Source organism: Mucilaginibacter terrigena (assembly GCF_004168255.1).
Taxonomy (GTDB): domain Bacteria; phylum Bacteroidota; class Bacteroidia; order Sphingobacteriales; family Sphingobacteriaceae; genus Mucilaginibacter; species Mucilaginibacter terrigena.
In genome coordinates this window covers 215,493-226,651 of the sequence record NZ_SEWG01000006.1, presented here as the reverse complement: position 1 = coordinate 226,651, position 11,159 = coordinate 215,493, and the positions used below count along the sequence as shown (strand labels likewise).

Here is an 11,159-nt window from a genome sequence, read left to right as displayed (position 1 = left end):
AACAGCTTATTGCCAGTTCAAAATAGCTGGTTCAGTGCATCCCGATTTTACATCGGGAGGGTCACTGGTTCGAACCCAGTAACTCCCACAAAGCCTTACAGAAATGTAGGGCTTTTTGTTTAAGCATATGTTTTTCACTTACATACTATATTCTATGTCGCTTGACAAATACTATGTTGGTTCTACATCCAACTTGGATGAACGTGTAAAAAAACATAATACTAACCACAAAGGCTTCACCGGCAGGGCTCCCGATTGGGTAATTAAATGGTCAGAAACATTACCTACAAAAGAAGATGCAGGCATGCGCGAGCGTCAGATAAAATCCTGGAAAAGTAAAAAAATGATACAACAGCTTATTGCCAGTTCAAAATAGCTGGTTCAGTGCATCCCGATTTTACATCGGGAGGGTCACTGGTTCGAACCCAGTAACTCCCACAAAGCCTTACAGAAATGTAGGGCTTTTTGTTTAAGCATATGTTTTTCACTTACATACTATATTCTATGTCGCTTGACAAATACTATGTTGGTTCTACATCCAACTTGGATGAACGTGTAAAAAAACATAATACTAACCACAAAGGCTTCACCGGCAGGGCTCCCGATTGGGTAATTAAATGGTCAGAAACATTACCTACAAAAGAAGATGCAGGCATGCGCGAGCGTCAGATAAAATCCTGGAAAAGTAAAAAAATGATACAACAGCTTATTGCCAGTTCAAAATAGCTGGTTCAGTGCATCCCGATTTTACATCGGGAGGGTCACTGGTTCGAACCCAGTAACTCCCACAAAGCCTTACAGAAATGTAGGGCTTTTTGTTTAAGCATATGTTTTTCACTTACATACTATATTCTATGTCGCTTGACAAATACTATGTTGGTTCTACATCCAACTTGGATGAACGTGTAAAAAAACATAATACTAACCACAAAGGCTTCACCGGCAGGGCTCCCGATTGGGTAATTAAATGGTCAGAAACATTACCTACAAAAGAAGATGCAGGCATGCGCGAGCGTCAGATAAAATCCTGGAAAAGTAAAAAAATGATACAACAGCTTATTGCCAGTTCAAAATAGCTGGTTCAGTGCATCCCGATTTTACATCGGGAGGGTCACTGGTTCGAACCCAGTAACTCCCACAAAGCCTTACAGAAATGTAGGGCTTTTTTTGTAAAAAAAATTTAGTTTGGCAGCTGGTGCCGGGCATCCCGATTTTACATCGGGAGGGTCACTGGTTCGAACCCAGTAATCCCCACATTTTAAAAGCCTCACAGAAATGTGAGGTTTTTTTTGTAAAAAAAATTTAGTTTGGCAGTTGGTGTCGGGCATCCCGATTTACATCGGGAGGGTCACTGGTTCGAACCCGGTAACTTCCACAAAACCTTACAGAAATGCAGGGCTTTTTTAGTTGCAGTTTCTTCTACCGCTCCATCATCGCTAAAACTTCCGATTCACTTCCCTCAAACGGCCCCGAAGTTTCAATTTTTAAGCCTGCCATGGCTGCTGCAAACTCCCCGGCTTTTTGAACATCAGCTCCCTTAACGCGTTTGTAGAGGTAGCCGGCCATGTAGGTGTCGCCACAGCCTGTAGCGTCTACCACGTCGGTAGGTTTGTAGGCTGGGATGGTGTAATAAATATTGTCGTGATAAATTATAGACCCCATGCTGCCCAGGGTTACCACCACCTCTTTTACGCCCCATTCGGCCAGTACTTTGGCGCCTTCTTTTATATCGGCAATACCGGTAAGCACCTCCAGTTCGTGTTCATTTACTTTTAATACGTCGATGTATTGCAGAGCTTCCTTTTTATCGGCCCAGTCAATGGCATGTACGCCCTGTTCTATTACCTCGCGCAGGTAGCCCTGCGCATCTACCGACACATTGCCCCGGCTAAACAATGCCTTGATCAGGTCGGTCGACATATCATCGGCCAGCAGCGGGCCTAAATGGAAAATAATAGCTTCTACATCTAAAATATCTTCGGCGGTAAAGGCATCAGCTTTTTGCAAAACACGCTGGGTACGGTTATCCTGGTTCTCGCCATAAATATTCTCAAAATAAACCGTATGGGCGCTGGGCAACACTTTTACTTCGATACCTTTATTGATCAGGTCGGTTACGCTTGGCAACTCGGTATCGGCAACCGCGGTAACCAGTTTATAACGCGCATCCATGTTGCGCATAGCGTTCGAAAAATAAAAAGCGGTACCGCCCGCCATGTGTTTAACAGCCCTGGGGGTTACAATTTTATCTAAGGTAATGTGGCCTATACAGCAAATATCGTACATGTAGTAAAATTCAATTTTATAATTCGGGTGGGTACAAATGTAATATTCTGCCTGTCAATTATTTGTTACATGGCTAATATAGTAAACCACAGGCTATTGTAGTATTTTAGCATTTCATACCAAATATCTCACACACTATCTGCTTGTTATGACCGTAACTCATCTGCCCAAAAAAGTATTGTTTGCTTTAAGCCTGCTACTCGCGTTAAACCTGCAAACCAAAGCACAAACACCTGCCGACGACCCTCAGCTGGGTATTATCCCTGCGCCGGCGTCTATTACAAAAAACAGCGGGGTATTTGTTTTTAGTCAGCTAACCCAGGTAAAGGCCGATAACCCAAAAGATAAAACCATTTCTTTCCTGCGGGATTTTTTGCTGAATAACCGGCATTTTAATAACAAGTTTGGCAAGTACAATTCAAAAATAAAATCAACAAAAGGCACAACGCTGGTGCTAACTTCCATAGGTGCCGATAAGCTGCCAAAAGAAGGTTACAAGCTTACTATTACCCCACATCGCATTACTATTATTGGTAAAGGGGCGGGCTTATTTTATGGGATGCAAACCTTTATGCAGCTGTTCCCGGTGGCTACATCAGGTACCGAAAAGCTGCCTTGCGTGGTTATTGAAGATGCGCCGCGCTTTGGCTATAGGGGCATGATGCTGGATGTATCGCGCCACTTTTTCACGGTGCCGCAGGTTAAGCAGGTAATAGAGCTGCTGGCAGCCTACAAGATCAATAATTTTCACTGGCATTTGGTGGATGGACAGGGCTGGCGTATCGAGATCAAAAAATATCCTAAGCTTACCCAGGTGGGCGGCTACCGCGACCAAACTATGTTTGGCACCAACCGCGACTGGCCCGACAGTCTTACCTACGGCGGTTACTACACCCAGGACGACATCCGCGATGTGGTAAAATTTGCCGCAGACAGGTTCATTAACATAGTGCCCGAAATTGAGATGCCTGCGCATTGCGAAGCCGCCCTGCGCGCCTATCCCGAACTTAAATGCGAACAGCCTGCCGATAGCAAAACCAATGCCCGCTCCTACAACAACTTATTTTGCCCTACCGAGGAAACGTTCACCTTTTTAGAAAATGTGCTTACCGAAGTGATGGCGCTTTTCCCCGGCAAATATATACATGTGGGCGGCGATGAGGCCAACAAACAGCCCTGGAAAGAATCGGCTTTTGTTCAGAATTTGATAAAAGAGAAAGACCTTAAAGATGAGAATGGCGTGCAAAGCTATTTTATACAGCGGATGGAGAAATTTATCAACTCCAAAGGCCGCAGCATTATTGGCTGGGACGAGATCCTGGAAGGCGGGCTTGCGCCAAACGCTACAGTAATGAGCTGGACAGGCGAGGAAGGCGGTATTGCTGCGGCCCGGCAAAAACATAACGTTATCATGACACCGCAAACCACCGGTAACTACTTCGACCATTACCAGAGTGGCTCGCCGCAGGAGCCGGTATCGTTTGGCCGTTACGCCACGCTTGATGAAACTTATAATTACGACCCGGTATCAAAAGAACTGACGCCCGAAGAGCAGCAATATATCATTGGCACGCAAGGCAACCTGTGGACGGAGTACGTGCCAACCATGGCCAAGCTGCAATACCAGATTATGCCGCGCCTTTTCGCGCTTAGCGAAGTGGCCTGGAGCCTACCGGCAAATAAGGATTACAGCAATTTTGCCGATGTGCGCCTGGCCAAACATTTTGCCCGGTTAGATGCAAAGGGTTACAACTACCGCGTGCCTACCCCAATGCCGGTTATTGATACCATGGTGTTTGGGCAAAGGTTTACCTGGGCGCCAAAAAGCGTTGTACCGGGGGCAAAGATCTATTACACCCTAAATGGCCGCGACCCGCTGGATACCGACCTGGAGTACAACGGCAACCCTATTACCTTTGCCATACCGGCAAACGAAAAGCGCGAGTTTAAAACCCGCGTTATTACCCCATCGGGCAGGCGCAGTATTGCTACACGGGTACTGATGTATAATCGCGGATTAATGCCTGCCGTTAATTATACTGCCAATAAACCCGGCCTCGGCTATAAGCTGTTCAAAAACAAATTTACCTCGCCCGACCAGCTGGATTATGTAACTGTAAAAGATTCGGCTATAACGGATCAGCTTAGCGCTGAGCAATTCAAAAAAGACAATCCTAATTTTGGCGCGGTTTACAATGGGTACATCAATATCCCTGCAGATGGCGCTTATAGCTTTAGCCAGGCATCCTACACCGATACACAGGTATTCATCGACGGGCAAAAAATTACCGAAGCCGAGCCTGCCCTGCCGCTTGCCAAAGGATACCACACCATCAGGGTAAAATACATTTACAACCAGCCTGTATTGCAGCCCGGCGCTTACCGGATAAGGCAAACCCCGTTAAAGGTTTATATAACTACGCCCGGCGGCAACAAAGCCGAGATAAATCCCGGAAATTTGTTTAATTAATAAAAATATATTTAAACCTTATTATAAATATTCTCAATATCAATATCTTATCTCATAGACAAAAACTATATCATATAGATATTTGCGATAAAATCAGCCGAGTTTTTATCCTTACTTTTGTTGCATAAATTTTAATAAAATAACCTTTATGTTAACGATAGGACAAAAATTTCCCGAATTTTCTAAAATTGCCGTAACAAGTCTTGAAAAAGGCAAAGAGTTTGAAACCATAACATCAGAATACCTGGTTAACGACGATAACGTTTGGACCGTAATGTTCTGGTGGCCAAAAGATTTCACTTTTGTATGCCCTACAGAGATAGCCGAGTTTAACAAAAACTTTGGCGAGTTCCGCGACCGCGAAACCCGTTTAATTGGCGCATCAACTGATAGCGAGTTTGTACACGTTGCCTGGAGAACCCACCACGACGACCTGCGCGACCTTAAATTCCCGATGCTGGCCGATACCTCAAAATCATTAGCCGAAGACCTGGGTATTTTAGAGCCGAACGAAAAGATAGCTTACCGCGCTACGTTTATTATCGACCCTACCGGCATTATCCGCTGGGTATCGGTAAACGACCTAAGCGTGGGCCGTAACGTTAAAGAAGTTTTGCGTGTGCTTGATGGCCTGCAAACTGACGAGCTTTGCCCATGCAACTGGGAAAAAGGCCAGGAAACTTTAACTGTTTAATTACAGCTTAACAAATATTTTAACCACAGAGAACACAAAGAAAGGTTCACAGAGGCCACGGAGATATAAACTCTGAATCCCGGTGAAAACCTCTGTGCCCTCTGTGGTTAATTTTTATCTAATAAAAACTACCACTATGAGCGAAAGCACCGAAATAGTTCAGGAACTGCTGGAAACAACAGGGCTTGACAAAACATACCGTACACCGGCCCTTAGCCTGTTAGAAACAGGCGAATCGCGTTACCTGCGCGACCTGAAACTTAACTTTGCCAGCACCTTAACATCCGAGCACCTTAGCGCTAAAGAATGCGCCCTGCTTGGTTTAAGTACCGCGGTGAATAACCAGAACGCGCCGCTTATTGCCTATTATACCGGCGTGGCAAAGCAAAACGAAGCCACCGATGCCGATGTTGCCGAGGCAGCGGGCTGTGCATCGTTACTGGCATCAAATAATATATTTTACCGTTTCAGGCATTTTACCCAAAAGGAGAAATATACTCAAATACCCGCGAGGATACGTATGCAACTGATGATGAAGCCGGTTACCGGCAAAGAGTTTTTTGAATTGATGAGCCTGGCCATCTCTGCGGTTAATGGCTGCGAAATGTGTGTTAACGCGCACGAGGATTCGCTGATAAAATTGGGCACTACCGAAGAGCGCATTTTTGATGCCGTTAGGATAGCATCGTTGGTTACCGCCACGGGCAAAATTATTTTCTGATAAAAACGGATATTTTTAGCCGTGTTTATAAATAATGTCAAATAAAATTTGTGTTTGTTCATTTAAAAGCCCTAATTTTAAGGCTTAAATATTACTACTAACCCCTGTTGTCATAATATTTTATTACTGTAAAACAATTACCGATCCCGGGGGGATTACAAATTTTAATTGTTGATTTTTTGGAAAAGCCATTCCGCTTGTAAAAGCAGAATGGCTTTGTTTTTTAGTGGGAGTCTGTAACAGCCTTTAGCTTTTTAAAGGGCTGCAGGTATAGCAATGGTATCGAAAACAGCATTATTAAGCCCGATATCCAATAGGCATCATCGTAAGTAAGCAGCATGGTTTGCCTGATAACGGCACCCTCAATAGCTGCGTATGCCATGTGTGTAGCATCCATTACCGATTTACCTTTGGCCATAAACCCGTGCATTAATTGGTTTAAGCGTTCGGTAAATGCCGGGTTGTAAGGGTTCACATGCTCGATAAGCGTGCTGCGGTGATAACCCTGGCGCACATGTATAAGAGTTGTTAAAGCCGCGATACCAAACGAGCCACCCAACTGGCGCATCATGTTATTCAAACCCGACCCCTGCCCAATTTCGGGCCCTTTCAGGTCGGCCATGGCTAAGGTAGTTAAAGGCACAAATAACAAGGCCATACCTACACCACGTATCAATAACGGGATCAATACGTCCTTCTCGCCTGTTGCCAGTGTAGAGTTGCTCAGCATCCATGTAAATACAAAGAACAGGAACATACCCGCGGTAGCCATAAACTGTGCCGGGACACCTTTATTAAGCATTTTACCAATAAAGGGCATCATTACAATGGTACACAAGCCGCCCGGGAACAGCAACTCGCCCGTTTGCTGTGCATTAAACCCAAGCAAATTCTGACAAAACACCGGGAACACAAACACCGAGCCGTATAGCCCAAACCCTAATATAAAGGAAGTGAACATCCCTACAGCAAAGCTGCGGTGCCGCATAATACCGAAGTTAACGATGGGGTGGTCGGTACTTAGTTCCCTCCATATAAACAGTATGATGCCGAGTATGGCGGTTATGGTTAATACGATGATATAGTTTTTTGCAAACCAATCTTCCGATTCGCCTTTTTCAAGTATGGTTTGCAAGCTGCCCACGGCAACGGCCAGTAAGCCAATGCCCCACCAGTCGATGGGCCTTTTCTCCTCCTTGGGCGTTTCCCTAACAAACGTATAAGTTAAAAATATAGCCAGCGCGCCAACGGGGATATTCACATAAAATATCCAGGGCCATGCGTAGTTCTCGGTTATCCATCCGCCAATGGTTGGGCCTACTGTTGGGCCTACTACCGCACCCAACCCAAACAGGGCTGTAGCGGTACCAATTTGCTCGCGCGGCCAGGTTTCCAGTAATATGGTTTGCCCGGTAGATATCAAACCCCCGCCTGCAAGCCCCTGTAATATCCGGAATATTACCAACTCGTCGAGATTAGTGGCGTTACCGCATAAAAAGGAAGCTATAGTAAATACTACAATAGACGTAAGGAAGTAATTTTTACGGCCAAAGCGGCCACCAAGCCACCCCGACATAGGCAGGATGATAACGTTTGCCACGGCATAACCGGTAACCACCCAGGCAATATCCTCAAGGGTAGCGCCCAGATTACCTTGTATGTGTGGTATAGCAACGTTTACGATGGTGGTATCAATCAGCTCGAGTAATGAAGCCATAATCACCGTAATGGTGATTATCCATTTTTTAAAGCCAGTTTCAGCCATGTTATTTAGTCTTTTGTAATTACCGAAACGTCAACGCTCATGCCCGGGCGTAGTTTCGCGATATCTTCTTTACTGCCTGTGATCTTAATTTTAACAGGCACACGCTGTACAACCTTAACAAAGTTACCGGTAGCGTTATCAGGCGGCAGTAACGAGAATTTAGCACCCGTAGCAGGCGAAAAATTATACACCGTGCCTTCCACTTTCAGATCAGGATAGGCATCAACCTTAAGGTCAACTTTTAACCCGTTCTTAATTTTGTTTAGCTGAGTTTCTTTAAAGTTGGCGGTAACAAATATGCTGTTATCATTCACTACCGAGAACAAGGTTTGCCCGGCCTGTACCAACTGGCCTATCTGCACGTTCTTTTTAGCAACGATACCACTTGCCGGCGATTTTACATCCGTGTAGCTTAATTGCAGTTTGGCATAATCAATATCTACCTGCTTTTGGCTTACGCCGGTATTGGTAACCTTTAACATGCTGCGGCTTGTTGCTATTTGCTGCTGGGCCGCTTTGTACTCATCTTTTGATGCATTGTAGGTAGCCCGCGCAACATCAAGATCGGCTTTGGCCTGGTCGAACTGCTGCTGGGTAACCGAACCATCTTTTACCAGGTTGGCATAACGGTCATAGTCCTTTTGTACCTTCTCTAACCTTGCGGCTGCCGATGCAACCTGCGCCCTGGCGCTTGCCGAATTGGCAGCAGTGGTCGATATCTGCGATTCGCCTACGTTAATGCCGGCGCTCGCGCCAACCTGGGCGGCTTGCGCCTGCTCTACTTTTACTTTATAGTCGCGGTCGTCAAGCTTAACCAGTAGCTGGCCTTTGTTAACGTGTGTATTTTCTTCAAACATCAGGCTGTCCACATAGCCGCCTACACGGGCAACTACGGGGCTAATGTCGCCGTCTATCTGTGCATCGTCGGTGTCTACGTGCCTGCTGAAGTATATATATTCTTTTACACCAAATATGATACCCCCTAAAAGAACCACCCCCAGTATAATTGGAAGTACTTTGTTTTTCTTTTTAGGTTGAGCTTCTTGTGTTTCTTTTGCCATTGCTTTATAAATTGTAATTATCTGTTAAGTTTTCCTGTTGATTTTAATAAGGTATAGTATGCAAGCCCCGCATCGGCTTTAGCCAGTTCCAGGTTTATTTCGGCCTGGTAAAGCAGGGTTTGCGCATCGGCACGGTCTGTTGCTGATGATATGTTGCTGCGGTACTTAGATTCCAGTATGCGGTTATTCTCGGTAGCCTGGTTGATCGAGGTTTGCAGCAGGGCTATTTTATCCAATGCGGCTTTATAGTTCTGGTAGCTTTGGTTCACCTCGTTCTTTACGTTATCCGTAGTGATACCGCGATTAATGATCACTTCTTCGCGCTGCAGTTTGGCTTCGTTAACCTTGTTTTTATTGGTCCAAAGGCTGCCAAAATCCCATCCTAATGTTAGCCCAATTGATATAGGTGTAATAAAGTTGCCGCTTTTTGGCAGCGGGTTGGCCGATACGCCCACATAATATGCACTGCCCGATGCCGAAAGCGATGGCGATGTATTGGCCTTTATGCTTTTGATATTAAGATCGGCAACCTGTGTGCGCAAATCCAGTTGTTTAAATTCGGGGCGGTTGCTCATTGCCGAATCCAGGTAAGTAGTTAAAGGCATGGCCGACCTGTCGGCCTCGGTTATCTGCGCGATATTAAGTTCGGTACCTTCGGGCAGCCCTAACAAAATATCCATGTTGTAATTGATAATGCGCCGGTTATTTTCCAGGTCGATGCCGTTCAGTTCGATATTCGAACGCTGCAACTGGAAACGCAGCACATCGTTTTTGGTAACCAAACCCTGCTCAAAAAAGCGCTGCGACTGTTTGATCTGCGCATCGATGGTAGATAGATTCTGATCCACCACTTTTTTGCTTTGCAGTACTTTATACAGGTTATAATAAGCGTTGATGATACTGTAAGTTATCTGGTCGCGGTCGTTAACAGCATCTAAACGGGCAACATCTGTTAATAGGGTTGTCGATTCGCGGGCGTACCTTAACTTATTACCTGCCCATATCGAGTAGTTAACAGATAAAGTGCCCAGGTACGCGTTTGCACTGGTAGGCAGCTTCAGGCTTTCTTCGCCAAAGTTTAATTTGTTGGCCGGGATCTGCGCGCGGTTGTAGCCAAAACCTGCGCTGGCCGTTGGTAACGAGCGGTCTTTTGCCTGCTGATACTGCGACACGGCCTGGTCAATACGCGATTGCGAAAGTTTAAGCACCTTGCTGTTATCCAGCCCAAGCTTAATGGCTTCGTCAAGGGTAATTGTCCTGTCCTGCGCGGCGGTGGGGTTGGTAACCAGTAAAGCCAATAGTAACATTGCTATACTGCCCGCCGCCTTTAAGGCTTTGTTAATTTGTAAAGGTTTCAAGTGTATATATTTATTTGTTGTCATTTTCATTCTGTAAATAAGCTTTTAACAGTTTTTTGAGATATGTTTTTAACCGGGGCTTCAATTTCTCGTCCTGATTTTTAGCATCCATTACATCGTACCCTATAATTACCGACGAAATATGCGGTGTGTTAACGATATAACTTTTAGTGCCAAATACCGTGGCTACTATAAATTGCGGATCGGCATCCTTGCTAAACTCTCCGCTTTTTATACCGCCGTCTACTATATCCTGCAATACGCTTACGTTTTTCATGATAATGCCGGTTATCTGGTCGGTAAGCTCGGTTTTTTTTGATTTAGAGATCTCGCGGTGAAGCATTACGTGGAAACAGTTGTTATTGATAACCTTCTCTACGTAGCTGTCTATATATTTATCCAGCTTTTCCCACCAGCTTGTGCTTTCGTCATTGCCTATGCTAAGCAATACCGATTGGAATGTGGAGATGCGGCGATCGAAAATTGCCAGGAAAACACCTTCTTTTGAACCGAAGTAATAATTAAGCATGGCCATGTTTACTCCGGCTTCGCCCGATATTACACGGGTTGATGCGCCATCATATCCTAATTCGGCAAAAACACGCTCGGCAACGTCGAGTATGTGATCCTTTTTATCTGTTTTTTCCTTTTCCATTTTATTTTTGTCCCGCACAAAACTAATTAATCGATTGATTAATAAAAAATATTATTATTAATTTTTTTATAACAAACTGATAATCAGAAATAAAAAATTAATCAATCGATTAACTAACAAGGTTGAAACTATAATTATGACGCTATAAT

At 44.8% G+C, this 11,159-nt stretch carries 11 protein-coding genes; 6 read left to right on the top strand and 5 right to left on the bottom strand.

Annotated elements, in window-relative coordinates:
• Window positions 1-127: 127 nt before the first annotated feature.
• From EWM62_RS16135 to EWM62_RS16115, 3 genes are all read left to right on the top strand, one after another.
• Complete coding sequence (locus EWM62_RS16135; protein ID WP_129877704.1) at window positions 128-376, top strand: GIY-YIG nuclease family protein; 249 nt, start codon at window positions 128-130, stop codon at window positions 374-376.
• 101 nt (window positions 377-477) lie between these two features.
• Window positions 478-726, top strand: coding sequence for a GIY-YIG nuclease family protein (locus tag EWM62_RS16125; protein ID WP_129877704.1), 249 nt, complete (start codon window positions 478-480; stop codon window positions 724-726).
• A 101-nt stretch (window positions 727-827) separates the two neighbouring features.
• A complete protein-coding gene (locus EWM62_RS16115) occupies window positions 828-1,076 on the top strand; it encodes a GIY-YIG nuclease family protein (RefSeq protein ID WP_129877704.1) in 249 nt (82 codons plus the stop codon).
• Window positions 1,077-1,419: 343 nt separating this feature from the next.
• Here EWM62_RS16115 and EWM62_RS16105 read toward each other — a convergent pair whose 3' ends face one another.
• Complete coding sequence (locus tag EWM62_RS16105; protein ID WP_129877703.1) at window positions 1,420-2,286, bottom strand: PfkB family carbohydrate kinase; 867 nt, start codon at window positions 2,284-2,286, stop codon at window positions 1,420-1,422.
• A 148-nt stretch (window positions 2,287-2,434) separates the two neighbouring features.
• On the opposite strand from EWM62_RS16105, the gene EWM62_RS16100 reads away from it, so the two are divergent.
• The 3 genes from EWM62_RS16100 (at window position 2,435) to EWM62_RS16090 (ending at window position 6,171) form a co-directional block, all read left to right on the top strand.
• A complete protein-coding gene (locus EWM62_RS16100; protein ID WP_129877702.1) occupies window positions 2,435-4,756 on the top strand; it encodes a family 20 glycosylhydrolase in 2,322 nt (773 codons plus the stop codon).
• 148 nt (window positions 4,757-4,904) lie between these two features.
• Complete coding sequence (locus EWM62_RS16095; protein WP_129877701.1) at window positions 4,905-5,450, top strand: peroxiredoxin; 546 nt, start codon at window positions 4,905-4,907, stop codon at window positions 5,448-5,450.
• A 136-nt stretch (window positions 5,451-5,586) separates the two neighbouring features.
• Window positions 5,587-6,171, top strand: coding sequence for a carboxymuconolactone decarboxylase family protein (locus EWM62_RS16090; RefSeq protein ID WP_129877700.1), 585 nt, complete (start codon window positions 5,587-5,589; stop codon window positions 6,169-6,171).
• A gap of 223 nt (window positions 6,172-6,394) precedes the next feature.
• On the opposite strand, the gene EWM62_RS16085 is transcribed toward EWM62_RS16090, so the two are convergent.
• From EWM62_RS16085 to EWM62_RS16070, 4 genes are read right to left on the bottom strand one after another with little or no spacing between them, the layout of a single operon-like run.
• Window positions 6,395-7,936, bottom strand: coding sequence for a DHA2 family efflux MFS transporter permease subunit (locus EWM62_RS16085; protein ID WP_129877699.1), 1,542 nt, complete (start codon window positions 7,934-7,936; stop codon window positions 6,395-6,397).
• 5 nt (window positions 7,937-7,941) lie between these two features.
• On the bottom strand, window positions 7,942-8,997 hold the full coding sequence (locus EWM62_RS16080; protein WP_129877698.1) for an HlyD family secretion protein: 1,056 nt from the start codon (window positions 8,995-8,997) through the stop codon (window positions 7,942-7,944).
• A gap of 17 nt (window positions 8,998-9,014) precedes the next feature.
• Window positions 9,015-10,355, bottom strand: coding sequence for a TolC family protein (locus tag EWM62_RS16075; RefSeq protein WP_238989370.1), 1,341 nt, complete (start codon window positions 10,353-10,355; stop codon window positions 9,015-9,017).
• Between the two features lie 10 nt (window positions 10,356-10,365).
• A complete protein-coding gene (locus tag EWM62_RS16070; protein WP_129877696.1) occupies window positions 10,366-11,010 on the bottom strand; it encodes a TetR/AcrR family transcriptional regulator in 645 nt (214 codons plus the stop codon).
• Window positions 11,011-11,159: the final 149 nt, after the last annotated feature.

Coding starts and splice junctions, on each gene's coding strand:
- EWM62_RS16135 (WP_129877704.1), top strand. CDS start 128: ATGTTTTTCACTTACATACTATATTCTATGTCGCTTGACAAATACTAT.
- EWM62_RS16125 (WP_129877704.1), top strand. CDS start 478: ATGTTTTTCACTTACATACTATATTCTATGTCGCTTGACAAATACTAT.
- EWM62_RS16115 (WP_129877704.1), top strand. CDS start 828: ATGTTTTTCACTTACATACTATATTCTATGTCGCTTGACAAATACTAT.
- EWM62_RS16105 (WP_129877703.1), bottom strand. CDS start 2,286: ATGTACGATATTTGCTGTATAGGCCACATTACCTTAGATAAAATTGTA.
- EWM62_RS16100 (WP_129877702.1), top strand. CDS start 2,435: ATGACCGTAACTCATCTGCCCAAAAAAGTATTGTTTGCTTTAAGCCTG.
- EWM62_RS16095 (WP_129877701.1), top strand. CDS start 4,905: ATGTTAACGATAGGACAAAAATTTCCCGAATTTTCTAAAATTGCCGTA.
- EWM62_RS16090 (WP_129877700.1), top strand. CDS start 5,587: ATGAGCGAAAGCACCGAAATAGTTCAGGAACTGCTGGAAACAACAGGG.
- EWM62_RS16085 (WP_129877699.1), bottom strand. CDS start 7,936: ATGGCTGAAACTGGCTTTAAAAAATGGATAATCACCATTACGGTGATT.
- EWM62_RS16080 (WP_129877698.1), bottom strand. CDS start 8,997: ATGGCAAAAGAAACACAAGAAGCTCAACCTAAAAAGAAAAACAAAGTA.
- EWM62_RS16070 (WP_129877696.1), bottom strand. CDS start 11,010: ATGGAAAAGGAAAAAACAGATAAAAAGGATCACATACTCGACGTTGCC.